22 protein-coding genes are annotated in these 25,798 nt (G+C 31.9%); 12 read left to right on the top strand and 10 right to left on the bottom strand.

Annotated elements, in window-relative coordinates:
• Positions 1 to 11 precede the first annotated feature (11 nt).
• The 3 genes from acs to C7448_RS07850 form a co-directional block, all read right to left on the bottom strand.
• The gene (gene acs, locus C7448_RS07840) at positions 12 to 1,919 is read right to left on the bottom strand and encodes an acetate--CoA ligase (protein ID WP_115900812.1); all 1,908 of its coding nucleotides are present in this window, start codon (positions 1,917 to 1,919) and stop codon (positions 12 to 14) included.
• A gap of 91 nt (positions 1,920 to 2,010) precedes the next feature.
• Positions 2,011 to 2,352, bottom strand: a complete 342-nt coding sequence (locus tag C7448_RS07845) for a DUF779 domain-containing protein (protein ID WP_115900813.1) — start codon at positions 2,350 to 2,352, stop codon at positions 2,011 to 2,013.
• Between the two features lie 56 nt (positions 2,353 to 2,408).
• Positions 2,409 to 3,908 carry an aldehyde dehydrogenase family protein gene (locus C7448_RS07850; protein ID WP_115900814.1) on the bottom strand — a complete coding sequence of 500 codons (1,500 nt, stop codon included), beginning with the start codon at positions 3,906 to 3,908 and terminating at the stop codon, positions 2,409 to 2,411.
• Positions 3,909 to 4,107: 199 nt separating this feature from the next.
• Here C7448_RS07850 and C7448_RS07855 point away from each other — a divergent pair, with 199 nt between their 5' ends.
• The gene (locus tag C7448_RS07855; protein WP_115900815.1) at positions 4,108 to 5,028 is read left to right on the top strand and encodes an AraC family transcriptional regulator; all 921 of its coding nucleotides are present in this window, start codon (positions 4,108 to 4,110) and stop codon (positions 5,026 to 5,028) included.
• A gap of 46 nt (positions 5,029 to 5,074) precedes the next feature.
• Complete coding sequence (locus tag C7448_RS07860) at positions 5,075 to 5,854, top strand: sulfite exporter TauE/SafE family protein (RefSeq protein ID WP_115900816.1); 780 nt, start codon at positions 5,075 to 5,077, stop codon at positions 5,852 to 5,854.
• Between the two features lie 28 nt (positions 5,855 to 5,882).
• On the opposite strand, the gene C7448_RS07865 is transcribed toward C7448_RS07860, so the two are convergent.
• Both C7448_RS07865 and C7448_RS07870 read right to left on the bottom strand, forming a co-directional pair.
• On the bottom strand, positions 5,883 to 7,271 hold the full coding sequence (locus C7448_RS07865) for a serine hydrolase domain-containing protein (protein WP_245939453.1): 1,389 nt from the start codon (positions 7,269 to 7,271) through the stop codon (positions 5,883 to 5,885).
• 119 nt (positions 7,272 to 7,390) lie between these two features.
• On the bottom strand, positions 7,391 to 7,861 hold the full coding sequence (locus tag C7448_RS07870; RefSeq protein WP_115900817.1) for a Dps family protein: 471 nt from the start codon (positions 7,859 to 7,861) through the stop codon (positions 7,391 to 7,393).
• Between the two features lie 116 nt (positions 7,862 to 7,977).
• On the opposite strand from C7448_RS07870, the gene C7448_RS07875 reads away from it, so the two are divergent.
• Complete coding sequence (locus C7448_RS07875) at positions 7,978 to 8,919, top strand: hydrogen peroxide-inducible genes activator (protein ID WP_115900818.1); 942 nt, start codon at positions 7,978 to 7,980, stop codon at positions 8,917 to 8,919.
• A gap of 88 nt (positions 8,920 to 9,007) precedes the next feature.
• Here the strand turns inward: C7448_RS07875 and C7448_RS07880 are convergent, their stop codons facing one another.
• The gene (locus C7448_RS07880; RefSeq protein ID WP_115900819.1) at positions 9,008 to 10,900 is read right to left on the bottom strand and encodes a SulP family inorganic anion transporter; all 1,893 of its coding nucleotides are present in this window, start codon (positions 10,898 to 10,900) and stop codon (positions 9,008 to 9,010) included.
• Between the two features lie 147 nt (positions 10,901 to 11,047).
• On the opposite strand from C7448_RS07880, the gene pyrR reads away from it, so the two are divergent.
• The 5 genes from pyrR to C7448_RS07905 are packed head-to-tail and all read left to right on the top strand — an operon-like array spanning position 11,048 to position 14,199.
• Complete coding sequence (gene pyrR, locus C7448_RS07885; protein WP_115900820.1) at positions 11,048 to 11,602, top strand: bifunctional pyr operon transcriptional regulator/uracil phosphoribosyltransferase PyrR; 555 nt, start codon at positions 11,048 to 11,050, stop codon at positions 11,600 to 11,602.
• Positions 11,603 to 11,626: 24 nt separating this feature from the next.
• Positions 11,627 to 12,559, top strand: a complete 933-nt coding sequence (locus C7448_RS07890) for an aspartate carbamoyltransferase catalytic subunit (RefSeq protein WP_115900821.1) — start codon at positions 11,627 to 11,629, stop codon at positions 12,557 to 12,559.
• 2 nt (positions 12,560 to 12,561) lie between these two features.
• Positions 12,562 to 12,894 carry a hypothetical protein gene (locus C7448_RS07895; protein ID WP_115900822.1) on the top strand — a complete coding sequence of 111 codons (333 nt, stop codon included), beginning with the start codon at positions 12,562 to 12,564 and terminating at the stop codon, positions 12,892 to 12,894.
• A gap of 42 nt (positions 12,895 to 12,936) precedes the next feature.
• Complete coding sequence (locus C7448_RS07900) at positions 12,937 to 13,257, top strand: T9SS type A sorting domain-containing protein (protein ID WP_115900823.1); 321 nt, start codon at positions 12,937 to 12,939, stop codon at positions 13,255 to 13,257.
• Positions 13,258 to 14,199, top strand: a complete 942-nt coding sequence (locus C7448_RS07905; protein ID WP_115900824.1) for a ribonuclease Z — start codon at positions 13,258 to 13,260, stop codon at positions 14,197 to 14,199.
• Here C7448_RS07905 and C7448_RS07910 read toward each other — a convergent pair.
• Positions 14,196 to 14,558 (bottom strand): CoA-binding protein, encoded by a 363-nt coding sequence (locus C7448_RS07910; protein ID WP_115900825.1) that lies wholly within the window; start codon positions 14,556 to 14,558, stop codon positions 14,196 to 14,198. The two genes, C7448_RS07905 and C7448_RS07910, sit on opposite strands and share 4 nt — an antisense overlap.
• A 96-nt stretch (positions 14,559 to 14,654) precedes the next feature.
• Here C7448_RS07910 and C7448_RS07915 point away from each other — a divergent pair, with 96 nt between their 5' ends.
• Together C7448_RS07915 and C7448_RS07920 are read left to right on the top strand one after the other, a co-directional pair.
• Positions 14,655 to 17,102 (top strand): TonB-dependent receptor domain-containing protein, encoded by a 2,448-nt coding sequence (locus tag C7448_RS07915; RefSeq protein WP_115900826.1) that lies wholly within the window; start codon positions 14,655 to 14,657, stop codon positions 17,100 to 17,102.
• 87 nt (positions 17,103 to 17,189) lie between these two features.
• The gene (locus C7448_RS07920; RefSeq protein WP_115900827.1) at positions 17,190 to 19,559 is read left to right on the top strand and encodes an outer membrane beta-barrel family protein; all 2,370 of its coding nucleotides are present in this window, start codon (positions 17,190 to 17,192) and stop codon (positions 19,557 to 19,559) included.
• A gap of 51 nt (positions 19,560 to 19,610) precedes the next feature.
• Here C7448_RS07920 and C7448_RS07925 read toward each other — a convergent pair whose 3' ends face one another.
• Positions 19,611 to 20,621, bottom strand: a complete 1,011-nt coding sequence (locus tag C7448_RS07925; RefSeq protein ID WP_115900828.1) for a 3-oxoacyl-ACP synthase III family protein — start codon at positions 20,619 to 20,621, stop codon at positions 19,611 to 19,613.
• 164 nt (positions 20,622 to 20,785) lie between these two features.
• Here C7448_RS07925 and htpG point away from each other — a divergent pair, with 164 nt between their 5' ends.
• Positions 20,786 to 22,699, top strand: coding sequence for a molecular chaperone HtpG (gene htpG, locus C7448_RS07930; protein WP_115900829.1), 1,914 nt, complete (start codon positions 20,786 to 20,788; stop codon positions 22,697 to 22,699).
• A gap of 114 nt (positions 22,700 to 22,813) precedes the next feature.
• Positions 22,814 to 24,628 carry a DUF885 domain-containing protein gene (locus C7448_RS07935; RefSeq protein WP_115900830.1) on the top strand — a complete coding sequence of 605 codons (1,815 nt, stop codon included), beginning with the start codon at positions 22,814 to 22,816 and terminating at the stop codon, positions 24,626 to 24,628.
• 55 nt (positions 24,629 to 24,683) lie between these two features.
• On the opposite strand, the gene C7448_RS07940 is transcribed toward C7448_RS07935, so the two are convergent.
• Positions 24,684 to 25,097, bottom strand: a complete 414-nt coding sequence (locus tag C7448_RS07940; protein ID WP_115900831.1) for a hypothetical protein — start codon at positions 25,095 to 25,097, stop codon at positions 24,684 to 24,686.
• A complete protein-coding gene (locus C7448_RS07945) occupies positions 25,084 to 25,662 on the bottom strand; it encodes an RNA polymerase sigma factor (protein ID WP_262510984.1) in 579 nt (192 codons plus the stop codon). Before C7448_RS07945 ends, C7448_RS07940 begins: the two co-directional genes overlap by 14 nt.
• Positions 25,663 to 25,798 lie beyond the last annotated feature (136 nt).

The raw sequence follows: 25,798 nt of genomic DNA on the forward strand, positions 1-25,798 counted from the left end.
TTTTCACTATTTTACAATCTGTTATCAATTATACTTTGTACTACTTCAGGATTTAAGAGTGTAGAAACATCTCCTAAATTATCTAATTCATTATGTGCAATTTTTCGAAGAATACGACGCATAATTTTTCCTGAACGTGTTTTAGGCAGTCCTTCTGTAAACTGAATTTTATCCAACTTCGCTATCGGACCAATATGCTCCGTAATAATTTGATTTATCTCTTTACGTAAGTTATCTTGATTTCTTACTTCTCCTGTTTCTTTCAAAATAACATAACCATATAAAGCGTTTCCTTTTACTTCGTGTGGAAAACCAACTATAGCACTTTCTGCTACTGCAGGATGCTCATTGATGGCATCTTCTATAGGTGCAGTTCCTAAGTTATGTCCTGAAACAATAATTACATCATCTACCCTACCTGTAATTCGGTAATAGCCTACCTCATCACGAAGTGCTCCATCACCAGTAAAATACATATCATCAAATGCTGAGAAATATGTTTCTTTATAACGCTGATGGTTTCCCCATATAGTTCTTGCCATAGATGGCCAAGGATACTTTATACATAATCTTCCGTCAACCTGATTTCCTTTTACTTCTTTTCCGTTTTCATCCATCAATGCTATTTGAATTCCTGGTAAAGGCAATGTTGCATAAGTTGGTTTTGTTGGAGTAATGTAAGGTAAAGGAGAAATCATAATTCCACCAGTTTCAGTTTGCCACCAAGTATCTACAATTGGGCTTTTCTTTTTTCCAACATTATCATTATACCAGTGCCATGCTTCTTCGTTTATAGGTTCTCCTACCGTTCCTAGCACTTTTACTGATGAAAGATTATGGCTATCAACAAATTCTAAATTCTCTTTCGCTAATGCTCTAATTGCTGTGGGTGCTGTATAAAATTGATTTATGTTGTGCTTTTCTACAATTTCCCAAAAACGACCGAAATCTGGATAGCTAGGAACTCCTTCAAACATTACAGTTGTTGCTCCGTTTGCTAACGGACCATACACAATATAACTATGCCCTGTAATCCAACCAATATCTGCGGTACACCAATACACATCATTTTCTTTATAATTGAAAACATTTTTAAACGTATATGCTGTATATACCATATAACCAGCTGTAGTATGTAACATTCCTTTTGGACTTCCTGTTGAGCCAGAAGTATATAAAATGAATAATGGATCTTCAGCATCCATAATCTCTGGAACACAATCTTGATAGGCTTCTTCTAATAAAGGTTCTAACCACTTATCTCGTCCTTCTTTTAATTGAATATCTGAATTAATTCTTTTAGCAACTAATACATTTTCTATAGTAGGACAATTTTCTAATGCCTCATCAACAATACTTTTTAAATCAATTGTTTTAGCTCCTCTATAAGAACCATCTGAAGTAATTACCATTTTTGCTTCGCAATCATTAACTCTAGTAGCTAATGCTGTTGACGAAAATCCTGCAAAAACAACCGAATGCACTGCTCCAATTCGAGCACAAGCTAAAACTGAAATAGCCAATTCTGGAATCATTGGTAAGTAGATACAAACTCTATCTCCTTTTTTAATTCCATGGTCTTTTAACACATTAGCAAATTTACAAACACGCTTGTGTAATTCTTTATAAGATATGTGTTGGGCTTCTTCTTTTGGGTTATTAGGTTCGAATAAAATAGCTGTTTTATCTCCTCTAATATGCAAATGACGATCTATACAATTCTCTGTAATGTTTAGCTTTGCTCCTTCAAACCATTTAAATTCGGTTTTATCAAAATCATAATCTAAAACGGTATCCCATTTTTTTTTCCAAACAAAGTGTTCTTCTGCTATTTCTTCCCAAAATAATTCTGGATTTCTTACTGACTTTCTATATACTTGAAAATATTCTTCTAGATTTTTTACGTGGTAGTTACTCATTCTTATACTTCTTTTATTTTAGCTAAAGCTACTAAAATAAATCATTTTTAATTGTTTATCAACTTATTGGTTCTTCTTCTTAAAACATATGCTACTCTTCATCCTCTTGCTGCAATAAACGTGAACGCACAATAAAACGAACTCCTAAAGGAATTTCTAACGAAAAACTTGATCCTCTTCCTTCAGTTACATCAATGGTTAAGTGCGTGTGCTTCCAGTATTCATATTGATCTTTATTCATATAAAAAGGAACTTCATCTAACACACCTAACAAAATATCACTTTCATCTAAATACATTTCATCTTTAGGAAAAATCATTGGTGATGAACCATCACAACACCCTCCACTTTGATGAAAAATTAATTCATCGTGTTGCTTTTTTAGTTTTTCAACTATTTCTTTTGCTGCATCTGTTATTGCTACTCTTTGCATATTATATTTTTTAATTACAAAATACTGAGCTTTAAAAGCTCAGTATTTTCAAACAACTAAAAGAACCCTAACTTGTTTTTATCATACGATATCAACATGTTCTTAGTTTGACGATAGTGATCCATCATCATTAAGTGGGTTTCTCTACCAAATCCTGATTTTTTATATCCTCCAAATGGTGCATGCGCTGGATAAGCATGGTAACAATTTACCCAAACTCTTCCTGCTTTAATAGCTCTTGGAATTTGATATAACTGATGTGCATCTCGTGTCCACACTCCTGCTCCTAATCCGTACATCGTATCATTTGCTATTTCTAACGCTTCAGCTTCGTCTTTAAACTTTGTCACACACACAACAGGTCCAAAAATTTCCTCTTGAAATACACGCATCTTATTGTGTCCTTCTAGAATAGTTGGTTTAATATAAAATCCATTTGCCAACTCTCCTTCTAGTATATTGGCTTCTCCTCCACATAGCACTTTCGCTCCTTCCTCTTTTCCTATTTTAATATACGCTTGAATTTTTTCATATTGATCGTTTGACGCTTGCGCACCTACCATCGTATTTACATCATACGGACTGTTTTGTACAATTGCTTCTGTTCTTGCCACCACTCGCTCCATAAACTTATCATAAATATCTTCTTGTACTAAAATACGTGAAGGACAGGTACAAACTTCTCCTTGATTAAAAGCAAATAACACCGCTCCTTCAATTGCTTTATCTAAAAATACATCGTCTTCATCCATTACACTATTAAAGAAAATATTTGGAGACTTACCTCCTAACTCCATCGTTACTGGGTTTAAATTTTTAGAAGCGTATTGCATGATTAACTGTCCTGTAGTAGTTTCTCCTGTAAATGCTACTTTATCAATTCTTGGGCTTGATGCTAATGGTTTTCCTGTCTCTGGACCAAAACCATGTATTACATTAATAACCCCTGGAGGAAAAACATCCGCTATTTTTTCCATTAACAATGTTGCTGATGACGGAGTTTGCTCTGCTGGTTTTAATATTACACAGTTACCTGTAGCTAATGCTGGTGGCAACTTCCACGACAACATTAAAAGAGGAAAGTTCCAAGGAATAATTTGCCCCACAACCCCTAAAGGTTCTTTAATGTTCATTGATAAGGTATTTTGGTCAAGCTCGGTAGCACTACCCTCTTCTGCTCTAATTGCTGCAGCAAAATAACGCCAATGATCTGCCGCTAAAGGAACATCTGCATTTAATGTTTCTCGTATTGGCTTTCCATTATCACAGGTTTCTACTAATGCAAACTCTTCTAAATTTGCCTCAATAATATCTGCTACTTTATTTAATAAAGATGCTCGTTCTGCAGCTGAAGTGTTTCCCCAGCTTTCCTTGGCTGCGTTTGCTGCATCCAATGCTAATTCAACATCTTCTTTTTGTGATCTAGGATATTTTGCTATAATGCTATTATCAATTGGAGATGTATTTTCAAAATATTCTCCTCCTAATGGAGACACAAACTTTCCATTGATAAAATTTGCATACGTGTCTTTAAATTTTGGTTTCGTGTAACTCATAAAACTTTGTATTTTTGTTTTTTACTTAAATCAACTATCGAAATAACACTTCCTTAATTAACACATGTTAAAAATGAATATTTCGTAATTTTTGTAAAATTAAAATATCATATAGTCAATATATTGAACGTATTTATTAAATTGTAACACATATCTATTATCTTAAAAAATACATAGATAGAATTTTGTACTATTGATTATGAACCATTTATTAAGTCGACATAAAGAAAGTAGAAAACTCACTACTTTAATTGAGAACAGAACTACGTATAATGCTGAATATGCTGAGTTGAATATTTTTGAGACTCATAAAAGTGCTGAACAGGTTTCTTTGACTTTTGATTTCCCTGTGATTGCAAGTATGCTTACCGGAAAAAAAGTAATGCATTTAGAAGGCATGGAGCCTTTTGATTTCTTTCCTGGTGAATCTGTGGTAATGCCAACTAACAAAGAAATGATTATAGATTTCCCCTTGGCTGAAAAAAATAACCCTACTCAATGTTTGGCTTTAGGTATTGACTCTGATAAGATTGACGAGATAGTAGAAAAGTTTAATCATAACGTAGCTATTGAACGTGAAAACAATAATTGGAAGCTAAATGAAACTTCATCTCACCTTGTTCATAATACGGGTATTAATCATTTAGTAGGACGTTTGGTACATACGTTTACCAATCAAAACAAATCTAAAGACATTCTTCTTGATCTTATGATACAAGAACTTATTGTGAGGTTATTACAAACTAAGGCTAAAGCTTTTATTTTAAATGATCCTTCTGGAACGTTTACAGATACACGTATAGGTATGGTTATTAAGTTTATAAAAAACAATCTTACTAATAAAGACATCACTGTAGAATTGTTAGCTAAGAAGGCTTGCATGAGTACATCTCATTTTCATAAAAAGTTTAAAAACACCCTAGGAATCTCTCCTATTGATTATATAAATTCTGAAAAAATTAAATTTTCAAAAAAACTCATTAAACAATCTAAAAACCTCCGAATCTCTGAAATAGCATACAAATCAGGCTTTAACAATATTAGCTACTTTAACAGACAGTTTAAAAAAATGGAGATGATTACTCCTCAGCAGTTTAAAAAGTCTTTTCTAAAAGAGTAAATCTTCAACTTTTTTCAAAAAGCTTTTATAGTTACATTTGTTTGCTATGGTGATATCTCTTTTCTTAGATGTTTTAAGTGCTAACTGGTACATTATCTTACTTTTTTTTATTGTAGCTATTCTATACTCCTCTGTTGGATTTGGAGGAGGTTCTAGTTACTTAGCCGTTTTAGCACTTACTGGGTTACTTTTTACACAAATTAGAGCTACTGCTTTACTTTGTAATGTGATGGTCGTTACAGGGAATGTTTTACTGTATATACAACAAAAACAATATGATTGGAAAAAGGTCATTCCTCTCACTTTATTTAGCATTCCCATGGCTTTTTTGGGTGGATTTTTACGTATAAGTCAAACGTTTTTCTTTATCCTATTAGGTTTTACGTTACTTTTTGCTGCTATTACTATGTGGGTTTCTAATAAAGCAGTTACCAATAATAACAAAACTTCTGATTTAAGCTTAACAAAAAACGCAGGTTATGGTGGAGTTATTGGTTTTGTTTCTGGAATGGTAGGTATTGGTGGTGGTATTTTTTTAGCTCCATTACTTCATTTAACCAACTGGGATACTCCCAAAAAAATAGCGGCTACTGCTAGCTTTTTTATTTTGGTTAACTCTATATCTGGACTGATAGGTCAATATACAAATCCTGAATTTTCTATCGATTGGGGTTTAACCTCTATTTTATTGGTTACCGTTTTTATTGGCGGTCAAATTGGTAGTAGAATGAGTAATCAATTCTTTACTCCTGCTCAACTAAAAAAGGCAACCGCTATTTTGATTGCCTTTGTAAGTATTCGGATTTTAATTAAGTATTTATTCTAATTTCGCTTTTTTGCTCCTTTTATTGCCTTTAGCTTTGGTTAGGTGTAAACACACCTTTTTCTTTTTTTATTCTGTTTTGAAAGATTGTTGTTTTCTTTCCTTTTTTTTCTAAAAGCTTATATGTATAAAATCCGTCTTCAAAAGAAAACTCATTTGGTGAAGTTGGATAAATCTTAAATTTACTTGAACTCCCTTTTCTTTGACTATACAGTTGGTTATTTTCCATCGTAATTAAACGAATTCCTCCATCTTCAAATTTATAAGCACCTACCCATTTTTGCAACTCTTCTTTTGATAAAGCTATAGCATTCCTACCTTTAGAAAAAGGTTTACCAATAGCCAAAGCTGCTATTTTTATAGCTGTATTGGTTGGCGAGTTACTTCCACAATTAGAAAACACAATTACATATACTTCTTCACTAGGAACATATACTCCCATAGATCTATACCCAGGAATTGCTCCACCATGTTCAATAGTTGGTACACCATTTATTTCGTTAAAACTCCAACCATACCCATAATTTATTTTATTACCATTATTTAATGTATAATTAGTAAAAGCTTTATCAATTGTTCCTTTTCTTACTAAAATATTTTTACGAATTGCTGTCTGCCATCGTAACATATCATCTACATTCGACATAATTGACCCTGCTGCATACGGTAATGTTAAACTTATGTATTGAGCATTTAAATATTCCCCATCTCTTTCTTGATACCCTGTCGCTCGGTTCTTAATCAATTTTGTATGACTTCCGTAGTAAGAAGAATTCATATTTAGCTTCTTAAAAATTCGTTCTTCAACAAATTTTGGATAACTCATTTCGCTTACCTTCTCAACAATATATCCTAAAATAAAATATCCTGAGTTATTGTATTTATATTGTTCGCCTGGTTCAAAATCCATCGGTTCATTTTTAAAGAAGTCAATAAATTTTAAAGGAGGTTCATCTTTTGTCATTACTTCCCCAAACTTACGCATTGAAGTGTAACTTTTTATCCCTGATGTATGTGTTAATAAGTGATGAACAGTAATTTCTTTTCCTTTCGTTGGATAATCGGGTATAAACTTAGTTATATCGTCTTCTAAACTTAGCTTACCTTCTTCCAACAACATTAGTATTGAAACTGCTGTAAACTGTTTGGTAATTGAACCTACTTCGAAAACATTTTCTGGCACCATGTTTACATCAAGCTCTAAGTTCGCTTTTCCAAAAGCTTTTCTGTAAATAACATTCCCTTTTTTTGCAACCAAAGCAACTGCTCCTGTTCCATTATTCTTGAATTGAGTTTGTAAAATTTCATCAACCTTTGATGTTAAACTTTGGGCTGACACTAAATTTGTTAATAAAAAGCATAAAGAGAAGAATAATATTTGTTTTAGTTGAATTCGGTTTTTCATTTGGTTTATTTTCATGATTATTACATTTAGGACGACATAAAAGCAAATAGGTTACATCGTTTTTTTTATTAAAAACAAAAAAAGCAACGTAAATACGTTGCTCTTTCATCCCCAAAACATAGATAACTATCTTCTTAGCCTAACCAAGCATTCATCATCCACAATGTTTTTTCTTGTTCTGCAATAAAGTCACTCATCATTGAGTTTGTTCCTTCATCTTCAGCTTCATCTGACAAATCAAGAATTGTACGTTCTATTTTTAATAATTCTGATAATGAACCAATAATTAATTTCACCGCTTCAACATCATTTGAAATATTTTTTCCTACTGGTACTCTTGATACACTAGTGTAGTCCTCAAAAGTATGCAACGGTGTTCCTTGTAATGTTAAAATACGTTCTGCAATTAGATCTACTTTTTCTTGTGCATCTGTATAAAACTCCTCAAACTTCATATGTAACTCAAAGAAGTTTTTTCCTTTAATATTCCAGTGTAATCCTCTTGCATTTTGGTAATACACTTGAAAATTTGCTAGTAATGTATTTAACTCATTCACTAAATTTTCAGTTTTTTGTTTATCTAATCCTAAAATTGTGGTTGACATATTGTTTTGATTTTAAGTTTTTTACTTTTTCTACTACAAATTTAAGGCAAGTTTTAACAGTTTTACTATAAAGGTAATCGATTGTTTTAATATCTTTATCGAAAATTATTATTGAAATGACTATCACACAATTAAAATATACACTAGCTGTTGCGGAATATAAAAACTTTACCGTAGCAGCAGAGCATTGCTTTGTCACACAGCCTACCTTGAGTATGCAAATTCAGAAGTTAGAAGAAGAATTAGATGCTAAAATTTTTAACCGCTCTAAAAAACCAATTGAATTAACTGAGGTTGGTAAACGTATTGTGGAACAAGCCAAGGTTATTGTTGATGAGAGCAACCGTATTGTAGATATTGTACATCAACAAAAAGGATATGTTGGAGGCGAATTTAGATTAGGAATTATTCCTACGGTTATGCCTACGTTACTTCCTATGTTTTTAAAAACTTTTAGTAAAAATTATCCTAAAGTTCAATTAGTTATTGAAGAGTTAACTACTGAAGAAATTGTTAGGAAATTAATGGATGGTTATATTGATGCTGCTATTGCTGCTACTCCACTAGAAAACGAAGCAATTAAAGAACGAGTTTTATACTACGAGCCTTTTGTTGGCTTGGTTCCTAGCGAGCATCGTTTATTTAAACAAAAGAAATTAAAGGTTGATGATTTAGAAGTTGATGATATTTTATTATTAGAAGACGGGCATTGTTTTAAAGACAGTGTAATTAACCTTTGTAGAACTAATAAAAGAAGTTCAACACATCACTTTCAGTTAGAAAGTGGAAGTTTTGATACACTGATTAAATTATCTAAAGACGGTTTAGGAATGACGTTACTTCCTTACTTAAATACTTTAGACTTAAACGAACGAGATAAAACTCATTTAAGAGAATTTGAAACTCCTTCTCCTGCACGTGAAGTTAGCCTTATTTATCATAAATCACAATTAAAAATGCAATTGATTGAAGCTTTGAAAAGCACTATTGATAGTGTGATTAGAGGAGCCATTGCTTTTAGTGATGTAGAAATTATAAGTCCACTTCAGAAAAGTTAAAAAATAAAAAGTCCCGCAAATTGCGGGATTTTTTATTTTAACTTCAAAACAAGCATCTAAATTAAATCTTTAGCTATCGCTATGCGATTTAGAAACTATATTCTGATAATGGTTTCGGAAAATCTTCGGGGTTTGCAGCCAAATGATAACGAGGATCATCTACCGCTTCTTCTATAACATCTGCAAAAATTGGACTTGCCTTATATAACAACACTTTACAATCTTCACTTAAGTGTTTTAGCGTTACTTTTTTCCCTACTTTTTGATACTTTTCAACTAATATAAAAATAGCTTCAATAGCTGAATGATCGGAAATACGAGATTCTACAAAATCAATCTCAACATTCTCTGGATCATTCTTAATATCAAACTTTTCATTAAAAGCTGTAATACTTCCGAAGAATAAAGGTCCCCAAATTTCGTAAACCTTAGTTCCATCTTGTTTAAAACGTTTCCTTGCTCTAATTTTCTTCGCATTCTCCCATGCAAAAACTAATGCTGAAATAATTACCCCAACAAATACAGCAATTGCTAAATCAAAAATTACTGTTACTGCAGATACTATAATTAATACAATCGCATCTGATTTTGGTATTTTGTTCATAATTCTAAAACTAGACCATGCAAATGTATCAATCACCATCATAAACATTACTCCTACTAAAGCAGCAATAGGCACTTGCTCAATATACTTATCAGCAAAAAGGATAAAAACTAATAAGGTAACTGCCATCATAACTCCTGATAAACGTCCTCTACCTCCTGCATTAATATTGATTACAGTTTGACCAATCATACCACAACCACCTGTTCCTCCAAATAATCCACTTAACATATTTCCAGCTCCTTGTGCTACACATTCTTTATTTCCATCACCTCTAGAGTCAGTTAACTCATCCACTAAGTTCATCGTCATTAATGTTTCAATCAATCCTACTGAAGCTGCTAAGAAGGCATACGGAGCGATAAATTTTAACGTATCTAAATTGAATGGTAAATTACTCCAAAGCTCTGCTAAATTCATTTTTTTTGAAATCTCATCAAGTCCATTTAAACCGGCTCCTCCACCATCTCTAATAAAAGCCCCCACATTAATAGACTCTAGTCCACCAAAAACAGATATAAACGTTACTATTAAAATAGCAGTTAATGCAGCTGGTACCTTCGTTGTTAGCTTAGGCAGCAACCACATAATTAGCATTGTTAATAATACTAACCCAATCATAGTATATAACTTTGTTCCTTGTAAAGTTGATTTTACTACTCCACTATCTTTTACTGAATAAAACCCATTATTTTCTATATTATAAACCACCTTTTTTGTATTTGCATCAAAGACTTGCGTATCTGACTTTACAAAAACTTCTTGGTTTGTTTTATTGTTGATAATTGAACTTCCTTTGATTGAAAACAACGCAGCATTTGAAACCAAATCTTGTACCTCATTATCTGCAACTTTATATACCAACTCTTTCGATTCAGTTTTACGCATATTTTGCCCGAAAACATCCTTCTTATTTTCTTTGAACATTCCTAACTGTGCAATAAAAATAACTACGGCTAAACCATTTACAAATCCCATCATAACTGGGTGCGGAATTAACCTAACTAATTTCCCTAACTTAAAAACTCCTGCTAGTACTTGAATGATTCCCATCAACACTACAGCTGCTAATAAATAAAAGTATCCCATGTTTTCTACAGGTGTATCAAATAACAATCCTTTGGCATGCCCTTCTTGTATCATGTTTACAAAAATTACAGCCACAGCACCTGCTGCACCAGAAATTAACCCTGGTCTACCACCAAAAATTGCGGAAACAATTCCTACCACAAAAGCTCCAAATAGCGCTACAATAGGACTAATTTGAGCCACAAAAGCAAAAGCTACCACTTCTGGTATCATCGCTAGCGATACTGTTATACCTGCTAACGAATCGTCTTTTATGTTAATCTTCTTACCTTTAATGTATTTCATCATAATTTCTAAGAGTCTTTTGTAAAAGTGCGCAAATGTAAAGATAATTTTATAGACCTAGTTTTAGGTTTCATTAAGTTTAATTTTGTCAGCGTTAATTTTTGCCTTAATTTTGAACGTTGAACTATCAAACCAATTTGGTAGCAACAAATGAGCAGAAAAACACTACTTACTTCGAAAGAAATTGAAATCATTCTGCATCGATTAGCATGTCAGTTAATCGAGAATCACAACGATTTTTCTAACACCGTTTTAATAGGATTACAACCTAGAGGTTCTTATTTAGCAAATCGATTAGCTAAGTTATTAAGAGACGAGTATCATATTAAAGACTTAGAGTTAGGTTTACTAGATATTACTTTTTATCGTGATGATTTTCGCAGAAGAGAAGAACCCTTAGAAGCCACTTCTACACAAATTGACTTTTTAATTGAAGGTAAAAAGGTCGTAATTATCGATGATGTATTATTTTCAGGAAGAAGTGTTCGAAGTGCTTTAACAGCGCTACAGTCGTACGGAAGACCTGATAATATTGAATTGTTGGTGTTAATTGATCGTCGTTTTAGCCGCCACTTACCAATTCAACCTAATTATCGAGGAAGACAAGTAGACGCCATTAATGAAGAAAAAGTAGTTGTTAACTGGCAAGAAACTCATAAAGAAGACACAATTTACCTTGAACCCAAGCCCTCAAAGCTTGATTAGTTATGATTAAAAAAACAAACTAAGATGAAGCAGTTAAGCGTTGAACATTTATTAGGAATCAAATACCTTAACAAAAATGACCTTGAGCTTATTTTTGAAACTGCTGCTCATTTTAAAGAAGTCATTAACCGACCTATAAAAAAGGTTCCTTCGTTACGTGATATTACCATTGCCAATTTATTTTTTGAAAATAGTACACGTACGAAACTTTCTTTTGAATTAGCCGAAAAACGTTTATCAGCAGATGTTATTAATTTTTCTGCAGGACAATCTTCTGTAAAAAAAGGAGAAACCTTAATTGATACTGTAAACAATATTTTATCAATGAAAGTTGATATTGTTGTGATGCGTCATTCTAATGTAGGAGCTGGAATTTTCTTATCAAATCATGTAGATGCTAAAATTATTAATGCCGGTGATGGTACACACGAACATCCTACCCAAGCACTATTAGATAGCTTTTCTATGAGGGAAGCCTTAAACAGTGACTTAAAAGGAAAGAAAATTGTAATTGTTGGTGATGTGTTACATTCACGTGTTGCTTTATCAAATATTTTTGCGCTACAATTACAAGGAGCTGAGGTAAAAGTTTGCGGGCCTAGTACCTTAATTCCTAGATATATTTCTAGTTTAGGTGTTGAAGTAGAAACCAATCTTAAAAAAGCTTTAGAATGGTGTGATGTTGCTAACGTATTACGTGTGCAACACGAACGTATGGATATTAAATATTTTCCATCAACTAGAGAATACACACAGCTTTTTGGTATTAATAAAGAAATATTAGATAATCTAGACAAAAAAATTGTCATTATGCACCCAGGACCTATTAATAGAGGTGTAGAACTAACAAGTGATGTTGCCGACAGTGATCAATCAATTATTCTAAACCAAGTAGAAAATGGAGTTGCTGTTCGTATGGCTGTTATTTATTTGTTAGCACAACAAATAAAAAGATAATCATGAACATAACAGATAAAACTGATTACACTTTAATTACTTCTGATGAAAAAACGTTTTTTAGTTTTGTAAAAAACTTTGAAAATGAACATGTAAACCTTATAGGAAAAAACCTGATTATTCAAATTTCAGAAGAATTTAATGCCTCTAACAAAAATATTTTATTATTTTTGAAATACGCTCATGAGCATCAGAACAATGGCACATCTTTTGTAGTTGTCTCTAAAGATGTTATTATTGATGATTTTCCTGAAACATTTAACATTGTTCCTACTTTAGTAGAAGCAGAAGATGTTATTGAAATGGAGAATATTCAACGTGATTTAGGTTTTTAACCTTATATTTTTAATAATTATCCATCCCCTAAAAGATAATTTATGATAAAAAAAATACTTTTTATAACTTTTTTCTTAGCTATTTCAGTTGGTTTTTCTCAGGAAAAATCAATCGATAAGTTAATAGCATCCCCTAACCCATTTACGAACAACACTACTATTTACTTTAATGCTAAACATAATCAAACAGTTATTTTAACTGTTAGAAATGTATTGGGTAAAACTGTTTATAATAAAGAGCTTAAAGTGGTTAAGGGACGTAACTCTTTTCCGTTTCAACGTAACGACTTAAAATCTGGAATGTATATTTATGCAATACAAAGTAATAAGGAAATAATTTCAAAACGCTTTGTAATTAAATAAATGAGTTTACACTTAACTGTTTTAGGTTGTCATTCTGCTACCCCAAGAGTTAACGCCTACCCTACCGCCCAATATTTAGAAATTAACAATCGTCATTTTTTAATTGATTGCGGTGAAGGTACACAACGTCAAATGCGAAAGTATAAGGTTGGTTTTTCTAAAATCAACCATATTTTTATTTCTCATTTACATGGTGATCACTTTTTTGGTTTAGTTGGACTCATTGCTACTTTTGGAATTTTAAACAGAGAAAAAGAGCTCCATATTTATGGTCCTAAAGGAATCAAAGAAGCAACAACAATTCAGTTAAAAGTTTCTAAATCGTGGACTAAATATCCCATTATTTTTCATGAATTAGAATCTAAAGAAAGTCAACTTATTTTTGAAGATGATAAAGTTTCCGTAAAAACGATTCCTTTAAATCATAGAATATACACTAATGGTTTTTTATTTACTGAAAAACCAAAACTTAGAAAGTTACATATTGAAAATATTCAGCAATATGATGAAATAGAAACTTGTGACTTTCATAATATAAAAGCTGGTAAAGACTTTACTCTTTCTACAGGGGAGATAGTTTCGAATGAAGAGTTAACTATTGATCCGCCTAAACCTTTAAGTTTTGCTTTTTGTAGTGATACCGAATACAAGCCAGATATTGTTCCTATAATTAAGAATGTAGACTTGCTATACCATGAAGCTACATTTTTAAAAGATAGAGAAGATTTGTGTGATAAAACAAAACACTCTACAGCAGAACAAGCAGCTTATATTGCTAATCAAGCAAATGCGAATAAGTTAATTATTGGACATTACTCTAGCAGATATAAAAACATTAACGATTTTAAAGTAGAAGCTCAAACAGTTTTCAAGAACACTGAATTAGCTGAAGCGGGAAAACGATATAGCACTAATTCTTTTCCAGTGGAGATTTTAAATTAATACTGCTTTGTTGATAAAAGTACCAAAGTACAAGCTACTTCACTTTCAATACTATTCTCTTTTAACAGCTTTATAAACTCTGTGTTTTCAGTACCTGGATTAAAGATTACCCTACGAGGTTGCAAACCGATTATATAATCATAATATAATTTCTGACGCTCCGGGTTTAAATATAAGGTCACAGTATCAACATCTTCAAAAAAAACATTTTCTGTTTCAATAGTAACATCTGCTACACTTCCTTTTTGTAAACCTATTGCTACAGTTTCTATACCACTATCTCTTAACCTTTTAATAGCAATATTAGAGTACCTAGAGGGCTTTAAAGAAGCTCCCAATACCAAAGTACGTTTTTTCATTTTCTGTTAATAATACGTTAAACTCTCTTAAACTAAGTAACAAATTTAGGTAATAAAGAGTCTATTAAGCATCAAAACAATTCAAAAACAACAAAAATGAAAAACATATTACTAATACTTTTAGCTGTATTTACTACAAGTATATATGCACAAATGCCTAAAAGTAGCCTACCTAAACCAGGCACTATTACTGGTAAGGTAGTTGATCAAATAACCAAACAACCTCTTCCTTACGTAAATATTATAATCAAAGATGCTGCCAAAAAAATTATTACTGGTGGAATTACAGATGATAACGGACTATTCTCTATAAAAAACATTCCTGAAGGAAATAGCATTGTTGAAGTTCAGTTTATAGGATATAAAACGTTTTCTAAACCTATTTCTGTAAGCCGTAAATCAAACAAAGTTAATTTGGGAACCATTTCTCTAGAGGAAGATAGCACAACTTTAGATGAAGTTGAAATTCGTGCAGAAACTTCTTCTGTAACTCAAAAAGTAGATAGAAAAGTTATTAATGTTGGTAAAGATTTAACATCTGCAGGTGCTACTGCTTCTGAGTTATTAAACAACGTACAATCAGTAAGTGTTGATAGCCAATCAGGCAATATTAGCTTGCGTGGTAACGAAAATGTACGTGTATTAGTTGATGGAAAACCTACCAACATTCCTGCCTCTGAATTATTAAAACAAATTCCTTCTACATCAATTAAAAGTGTTGAGTTAATTACCAATCCTTCTGCTAAATACAACCCTGAAGGAATGAGTGGTATTATCAACATAATACTTAATAAAAATGCCAACATGGGCTTTAATGGCTCTATAAACACTGGTGTTGAAGCTGGTCATTATGTTCGTTACAACGCTTCAACAAATATGAACTATAAAACAGGAAAAGTTAACTTTTTTGGTAATTATGGATTTAATGGTGGAGATCGCTACAACTTTGGTTATGTAAATAGGCCCGGAGTTAACAACCAAGATTTCATTTTTACAAATGACAATGAATCTCACTTATTTAAAATTGGAGCTGATATTTATTTGGATGATAAAAACACTTTATCTCTTTACACTACTCAAAACTGGTTTGACAGTAATGCTAGCGGACGTGCTATAATTACAGATAATAATGGTGATTTAATAGAGCATTCCCCTAATACACAAACGAGTGAAAGTCACAACCAAGCTTATAATGTAAATTACAAACACGATTTTGACAAAGAAGGTCACTCTATTGAGTTTGAGGCTAACTATTCTAAAAACAATGCACCAAACTATTTAAATAACTATTTCTTTGAAGGTACTCAACCTGATTACTTCAATGATATTAATAATAATCGAAAAAGTACATTATTAAATTTAGATTATACAAATCCAATCTCTAAAAACGGTAAACTTGAATTAGGTTTAGAGTATCGAGTAAACAGTACAGGTAACATTAACCTTACAAACCAACAAATTGTATTACAAGATATTAATGGTAATGAAACATTTAGAGACGTAGGAGACTCTTATTTTAGTTATGACAGAGATATCTATTCAGCTTATGTAAACTATGGTCACCAGTTTGGTAAACTATCTATGCAGTTAGGAGCACGTTTTGAACAATATGAAATTGAAGGGAACTTTACAGGATTGGATGAAAATGGTGTTGAAAAGAACGACAAAGTTACTGATGATATTTTTAGTGTATATCCTTCTGCTTTTTTCACTTACAACCCTAATGATGATGATCAATTTCAGCTAAGTTATAGTAAAAGAGTAGACAGACCAGGAATACAACAAGTAAACCCTATTAGAGAATGGAGTACTCCTTTAATTACTTCTGTAGGTAACCCTGACCTCGTGCCTCAATTTACAAATTCGGTTGAATTTAATTACACCAGAAAGATAAAAGGTGGATCGATAACATTAGGTAGTTTTTATAGAAACATCACCGATGTAATGAATAGAGCTACTTACATGGACCCTTTAGATGAAACAAACACTAGACAAATATTAACTTTTGCTAATTTTGATGACACAGATGCTTATGGATTAGAGTTCTCTGCTAGTTATAAAATTGCGAAATGGTGGAGAGCTAACGCTAGTATGGATTACTATTCTCAAAAACAATTTGGAACTACAGATTTAAGTGACCCGAACGCTCCAACTACCGAAGTTAAAACAGATATTTTTAACGCACGTATAAGTAATAGTTTTACAATATCTAAAAAATTACGTTTACAATTATTTGCAATGTATAGAGGTCCTAGGGAAGATATTCAATGGAATGTAGAACCTATGAAAATGGTTAACGTTGGTGCTAATTACAGCATACTTAAAGGAAAAGGAAACATTAACTTTAGAGTAAATGATATCTTTAACGATATGAGATTTAAATTTAACTCTGAAAGACCTTTCGTTCAAAACGGACGTTTCAAATGGGAAAGCAGAACTGCTTATATTGGTTTCAACTATAGATTTGGCGGAGGTAAAAACAAAGCTCGTTCTAGAAAACAACGTGATAACAATGAAAAACAAGGAGGCGGAGGCTTCTTATAAAATAAGTTTTTATTAATTATTTGAAAAAAAACGAAGTTAAATACTTCGTTTTTTTTATTTTTAGCGCAATTTCATTCCCTTCAACACATGAAAAGATTGCTAATATTACTTTCATTCCTAGGTACTTATTTTTGTCAAGCACAAAACTTGCAGCTTACAGGAACCATTTTAGACAAAAAAAACAACCACCCGTTACCTTTTGTTACCATTACCTGTAAAAATACTTCTAACAAAATACTAACAGGTAGTATTTCTGACAAAAATGGTAATTTTAAAATTGAAAAACTTCCAAAAGATAGTTTACTCTTATCTTTTCAGTTTATTGGTTATAAAACCTTTGAAAAGAAAATTAACTTAAAAGAGCATAATAAAATAGAAACAATTTTTCTCGAAGAAAACACTACTCAATTGGATGAAGTTGAAATACAAGGAGAAACTTCAACCATTATTCAAAAAATTGACAGAAAAGTTATTAATGTAGGTAATGACCTAACAGCAACTGGCGCAACTTCTTTAGAAATGCTTGAAAATATTCCTTCTATAGACATTAACCAACTTTCTGGCACTATAAGTTTACGAGGAAATGAAAATGTTAGAGTTTTAGTAAACGGAAAACCCTCCAACATAAGTACAGCTCAGTTGTTAAAGCAAATACCTTCCAATTCAGTAAAAAGTGTTGAAATAATTACAAACCCATCGGCAAAACACACTCCAGAAGGTATGAGTGGTATCATCAATTTAATTCTTAAAAAAAATACTAAAATTGGTTTTAACGGAAATTTATCTGTTGGTGCAACTCAAAGTAGAAATCTAAGACCCGAAATTTCCTTAAATACAAACTATAAAACTGGAATTACCAATTTTCACTTAAATTACAATGCAAGTTGGGGTGATTATGAAACCTTTAATGATTTAGAAAGAACCGACATTGACTTAACTCAAAATATTGATTTTTTGAGTGCATCAGTCAATCACAATATTAAATTTGGTGTAGATATAGATATTACTTCAAAAAGTGTATTATCTATGTACACGTCTCAGAACTTTGATAACAATAGTTTAATTACAAACACTCTTGTTCATGAAAACAACTCGTTAATATTTGATAATAAAAGTTTTTCTGATTATAATCAAAAAGACAGAACCTACAATATTGATTATGTTTATCATTTTGATGACAAAGGCCAAAATTTAGAAATTGAATTCAATCACTCTACAACAAAAAACCCAGAAAAAACTACCAACGAAGAATTTATCACCCCTAATTCAAAAGAATACAATTACACAAACAATATAAAAGACACACGAAAGTTATGGTTATTAAATATTGATTATGTAAAACCTATAAAATCTGGAAAACTAGAGTTTGGAATTGAATTCAGAAAGCAAGATTTTTATAATCAAATACTCACAGACAGAGAAGCAATAAACGATTCTGCTACACTACAACCTGTTGGAAATACTTATTTAGACTACGACCGTTCAATCTACTCTGGATATATCAATTTTAATAAGAAATTCAATAAGTTTGCTATTCAAACAGGAATTCGATTAGAACAGTTTAACTTAAATGCTCTTTTTTCAAATACTGAACAAGGAAACACATCTTTAAAAGATAATATTTTTAGCTGGTATCCTTCTGCATCAATCACCTATAACTTTACTAAAAAAGACAATTTACAATTTGCATATAGTAGAAGAGTTGATAGACCTTCTGCATATCAAGTAACCCCTATTCAAGAATGGTTTTCACCCCTAACTATATCGAAAGGAAATTTAAACTTACAACCACAATTTACAAACTCTTTGGAACTTAACTATACTAAGACGATTACTAAAGGTTATGTATCTTTCGGTACATTTTATCGAAGAACAAATGATAAAATTGGTCGATTATTACAACAAGACAATCAAAACCCTGATAGAACTATTAGTTCTTTTACCAATTATGACTTCGCTGATAGTTATGGTATTGAACTTTCAGCTAGCTTTAAACCTCTAAAATGGTGGACACTTAGACCTTCTTTTGAAACTTATATACAAGACTCTCAAGGAATACTAAACAACAACTTAGAAACAGTTAAAAATACGTTAGTAAAAGGGCGAATAAGTAACTCCTTTAAAGCTTCTAAAAAATTAAGTTTCCAATTATCAGGAGTTTTTAGAGGTAAAAGCGAAAATATTCAATATTCAGTGCAACCTTACACTATGGTTAACATAGGTGCAAGATTAAAAATATTTGATGGTAAAGGAAGTTTGACTTTAAGAGGTACTGACATTTTTAATAATGTAAATTTTGATTACACCTCAAATACCCCGTTTATACAAAAAGGAAAGTATACATTGGAGTACAACTCAATTTATCTAGGCTTTTCCTATAATTTTGGAAGCGGTAAAAACAAAAGTAAAGGCAGAAAGTATAGAGATAGTAATGAAGCTCAAGGAGGCATGTTTTAATAAAAAATCCGAAGTTAAAACTTCGGATTTTTTATTTTATATGTAAATAAACTACCAACGAATCACTACCGACCCCCAAGTAAATCCGCTACCAAAAGCAGCCAAGACTACTAAATCTCCATCGTTTATTTTTCCTTTCTCCCAAGCCTCTGTTAGCGCAATAATAACTGAAGCCGCAGTAGTATTACCATACTTCATTATATTATTATACACCTTATCATCTGACAACTGGAATTTCTTTTGGATAAATTGTGCTATACGTAAATTCGCTTGATGCGGAATTAACATGTCAATATCTTCTTTTTGTAATCCGTTTGCTTGTAAACCTTCAACAATAGCTTCCGAAAAACGAACTACTGCATGTTTAAACACAAACTGACCATTCATATATGGGTAATATGAAGTATCCTCAGGATCATTTGCTTCTATTATCTCCGGTACCCAACGTCCAGTAGAAGGTCCTTCTAACACTAACTCTTTAGCATACTTCCCTTCTGAATGTAAATGTGATGATAAGATTCCTTTTCCCTCTTCTTCACTACGTGATAATACCGCAGCACCTGCTCCATCACCAAAAATTACTGTAACACCACGACCACGTGTAGAACGTTCTAAACCTCCTGAGTGATTTTCAGAACCGATTACAAGTACATTTTTATACATCCCTGTTTTTATAAACTGATCAGCAACCGACATTGCGTAAATAAAACCTGAACACTGGTTACGTACATCTAACGCACCAATTGTTGGCATATCAAGTAAATCTTGAATTTGTACACCACCTCCTGGGAAATATAATTCAGGACTCAACGTAGCAAAAACGATGAAATCAATATCATCTTTTGTTAAACCAGCACGCTCAATAGCTATTTTTGCAGCTTTTGCCCCCATAACTGATGTTGAATCATCAGAAGTTTTTGGGTCAATCCAACGACGTTCCTTGATACCAGTTCTTTCCTGAATCCATTCATCGCTCGTCTCCATAAACTGAGTCAAGTCATCGTTAGTCACTACGTTCTCAGGAACATAATAACCTAATCCTGTAATTTTTGAGTTATACATATATTTTTATGTTGGTTATTTTAATATTAACAAATTAAAAGCCTGTAAAAGTATGAATTTTATATAGTCTGCACAAAAAGTGTCAGTTTGTCATAAAAAGTTATTTGGTATTTTTTTTGACTACTCTATTCATCAGAAAATAATATCAAATAAAATATAAAATTATGAGTAAAGGAAACATTAATGTATCGGTTGAAAATATATTTCCACTGATTAAAAAATTCTTGTATTCTGATCACGAAATCTTTTTACGTGAGTTAATTTCTAACGGAACAGATGCTACTACTAAATTAAAACATCTTATTTCTATTGGTGAAGCAAAAACAGAATTAGGTGATGCTAAAATTGAAATCAGCGTTGATAAAGACGCGAAAACCTTAACCATTAAAGACCAAGGTTTAGGTATGACCCTAGATGAGGTTGAAAAATACATTAATCAAATTGCCTTTTCAGGAGCTGAAGAGTTCTTAGAAAAGTACAAAGATGATAAAAACGAAACAGGCGTTATTGGTCATTTCGGACTAGGTTTCTATTCTGCATTTATGGTTGCTGATAAAGTAGAAATTTTTACTAAATCATTTAAAGATGAGCCTGCTGCTCACTGGATTTGTGATGGTTCTCCTGAATATACTATAGTAGAACATGACAAAGCTGACAGAGGTACAGAGATCGTATTACACATTGCTGAAGATTCTACAGAGTTTTTAGAAGAAGGTAAAATCCGTGGATTACTAACTAAGTACAATCGTTTTAACCAAGTACCAATTAAATTTGGAACCAAGAAAATAAACGACCCTGACTTCACCCCACAAACAACTAAAGACGAAGACGGTAAAGAAGTTACTGAACCTCACAAGCAAATTGAAGTAGATGATATCATCAATAATACAAATCCTGCATGGACTAAAAAACCAGCAGATTTAGAAGATGAAGATTACAAAAACTTCTACCGTGAATTGTATCCAATGCAATTTGAGGAATCTCTATTCCACATTCACTTAAATGTAGATTATCCATTCAACTTAACAGGAATTTTATACTTTCCTAAGTTAACGCAAAACTTGGATATGCAAAAAGATAAGATTCAATTATACCAAAACCAAGTATTTGTAACAGATAATGTAGAGGGAATTGTTCCTGATTTCTTACAAATGTTAAAAGGTGTAATTGACTCACCAGATATTCCACTAAACGTTTCTCGTTCATATTTACAAGCAGATGGAGCTGTTAAAAAGATTTCTGGATACATTACTAAAAAAGTAGCTGATAAACTTTCTTCTTTATTCAAAAACAACCGCGAAGACTTTGAACAAAAGTGGAACGACATTAAAGTTATTATTGAATACGGAATGTTATCAGAAGAAAAATTCTTCAGTAAAGCAAAGAAATTTGCCTTATACCCAACTGTTGACGGCAAATTCTTTACGTTTGATGAATTAGTTGAAAAAACAAAAGATTCTCAAACAGATAAAGATGGTAACCACATTGTTTTATATGCAGCAAACAAAGATGCACAGCACAGTTATATCGAAGATGCAAAAGCTAAAGGATATGAAGTATTGTTATTAGATTCTCCAATTGTTCCACATTTAATGCAAAAATTAGAAACTGAATCTGGTGATGCAAAAGTACAGTTTAAGCGTGTAGATGCTGATCATGTTGATAATTTAATTAAGAAAGACGATACGGTAATTTCTAAACTTTCTGATGAAGAAAAAGAGAAATTAAAGCCAGTTATCGAAGGCGCTGTAAATAACTCAAGTTATACGGTACAATTAGAAGCTATGGATTCAAGTGCTTCTCCTTTCTTAGTCACTGTACCAGAATTTATGCGTCGTATGAAAGAAATGAGCGCTACTGGTGGTGGTGGAATGATGGGAATGGGTAACATGCCAGAAATGTACAACTTAGTAGTGAACACTAATCACGAGTTAGTATCAGAAATCTTAACTGCTAATGAAGACAAGCAAAAACAATTAGTTTCACAAGCTTTCGATTTAGCCAAATTATCTCAAAACCTATTACACGGTGAAGATTTAACTAACTTTATCAAACGTTCTTACGAACTAATTAAGTAACAAAATGTTATGCTGAACAACTTGTTTCAGTATCACATATCAATATTCAAAACCTCTTTGTGAAAACAGAGAGGTTTTATTTTTGATATATTTGTTAGCTATAAAAACAAAACCATGAAAAAAATCCTCTTAATTATAGTAGCCACAGCTACTTTCCTAGTTTCTTGTAAGCTAGAAAAAAAGGAAGCAGTAAGCACCCCTACTCCAGAAAATACTGAATTCAATCAGTTATTAAAAGATTACAACGAAGGTAAACTACAATTAAACCCTATAAGCGCTACTTTTGCCGGAGACAATCGTTTTAACGATCAATTTCCTAATACGTTGTCTGACGAATATCAAGCAAAAAGTAATAAGTTTTTTAAAAATTACAAAAAAAAACTTAACAACTTTAACGATACTGACTTAACTGAAAGTCAACAAATGAGCAAAGCTGTATTGGCTTGGGATTGCGATATGGCATTGGCTCAAGCTAGCTATAAAAACGACTTATTAATGCCTATTAACCAAATGTGGACAATTAACCTTACCATAGGACAATTGGCAAGTGGTAGCAGTGCACAACCGTTTAAAACAGTGGAAGATTATGACAATTGGTTAAGTAGATTAGACAAGTACAACACATGGTTACAATCAGCTAAAAAGCGTATGCAACAAGGTATTAATGAAGGATATGTATTGCCTAAATCATTAATTAAGAAAGTAATTCCTCAATTCGAAAGCTTAACTGTTGTAAAAACATCCTCTGAAGGAATTACTGATTTTTCTGAACATTTATTTTATTCTCCAATAAACGCTTTACCAACTGATTTTTCGGATGCTGATAAAACAAGATTAACAGAAGCTTATACTAATATACTGAATGATAAATTAATTCCTTCATTCAAAGCAATGCACGAGTTTTTAAAAAATGATTATTTAACAGCCGGTAGAGAAAGTAGTGGTATTTCTGATATTCCTAACGGAAAAACATATTACCTACATGCTATTAAAAACTACACAACTACTAACATGACTGCTGGTGAAATTCATGAGTTAGGGCTAAAAGAAGTTGCTCGAATTTTATCAGAAATGGAAAAGGTAAAAGAGCAAGTTGGTTTTGAAGGAAATTTAAAAGAATTCTTTGATTTTGTTCGCAATAACAAAGAGTTAATGCCTTATACTGAATCGCAACAAATCATCGATAACTTTAATGCAATTCACGAAAAAATGAAGCCACAATTAGAAAAGTTATTTGGTAACAAACCAAAAACTCCTTTTGTAGTTAAGCAAACTGAAAAATTCAGAGAAGCTTCAGCAAGTGCTGAATATAACCCTGGTTCGTTAGATGGTACTCGCCCAGGTGTTTTCTACACGCCAATTCCCGATGCAACTAAATACAACGTATTTTCTGATGAAGCTTTATTTTTACACGAGGCTATTCCGGGACACCATTATCAAATTTCATTAACTCAAGAAAACGAAGAATTGCCAGACTTTAGAAAAACCTTATGGTACAGTGCATACGGTGAAGGTTGGGCATTGTATACCGAAAATTTAGGAAAAGAATTAGGTTTATATACCGACCCGTATCAATACTTCGGAATGTTAGGAATGGAAATGCACCGAGCAATTCGTTTAGTTGTTGATACTGGACTACATGCTAAAGGTTGGAGTCGTGAAAAAGCAATTCAATATTCATTAGATAATGAAGCTGAAAGCGAAGCTAGTATTATTTCTGAAATTGAACGTTATATGGCAAATCCTGGGCAAGCTTTATCATATAAGATCGGACAATTAAAAATCCGTGAATTACGAGCAAAGGCCAAAAAGGAATTAGGTGATAAATTCGACATTAAAGAATTCCACAACCAAGTTTTAGAAACTGGATGTATTCCTCTAGCACTTTTAGAAAACAAAATTGACAACTGGATTACTTCTCAAAACTAACCTCACTACTTTAATAGATAAAAAAATCCGCTTTGAAAATTCAAAGCGGATTTTTTTATCTATTAAAATTTCTAGTAAAATGATTTTTCAAAAAGTATATTTGTATAAATACCATTATGGTAAAAAAGAAACAAGCACATAACATAAGGTTAGATACAGTTATACTTTCAAATAAATTTGGCAATTGAATATTCGATAAATAATCCATTTTTAACTCTGGAATTTTCAACCAGCTTGATGGGGTTACTTTAGCAACATATAAAATACTAACAGCTAATATAGCTACTAATACAAACCATACTTTTTTTGATATTAATGGTGCTACTTTATAAATAGAAGATTGCTCTTCTTGTACAATAGCATCCATAATATTTGCTGTAAAATCAATAGATGGTGTTGCCTCTCCTATTTCGTTGATGTACTTTTTTGCAAAAGCATCCAACTCTTTAATATCTTTATTTTCTCCCATAATGATTTATCAATTCAGGTTCTACATTTTTTTCTACTATACTCAATAAACTCTTTCTAGCTCTATGTAATTTTACTTTAACATTCGCTTCAGAGAAATCGGTTACTTCTACTATTTCCTTCAAACTTAATTCTTCAAAATAAAACATCCATAAAATAGAACGCTCCTCTTCTGGCAAACTTAACAAACACTTATTTATCACTTCTGCTCGTTCTTTTCGTTCAATACCCTCTAAAATACTATCAGTAGATTTAATTCTATTGATCGTTATCTCATCAATTGTATCAGTATTATACTTCTCTTTATTCTTTTTAAAGCTATCTAAACAAGTTCTGTACGTTATTTTATACAACCAAGTAGAAAACTTTGACTCTCCTTTAAACTTGCTTAAATTCTTGTAAGCTTTTATAAAAGTATCTTGTGATATTTCTTCAGCCTCTTCTCTACTCTTTACCATTTTTAACGCCAACGAAAACACCATTACTTTATACTTTTCAACTAAAAAAGCATAAGCATTAGCATCTCCTCTAAGGATTTTATCTATATAAGTTTGATCGTTAATAATAGTCGTTTTATACTATGACTGTAACTAGTTAAAAAAGGTTACAACTATTCATTAAAAAAAATAAAAATTTTCTGTAACCTTTTTTTAGATGTAGCTGTCATACCTGTAAACACATTAAAAATAATCATTTTAAACT

It is taken from the genome of Tenacibaculum gallaicum (genome assembly GCF_003387615.1).
GTDB lineage: Bacteria > Bacteroidota > Bacteroidia > Flavobacteriales > Flavobacteriaceae > Polaribacter > Polaribacter gallaicus.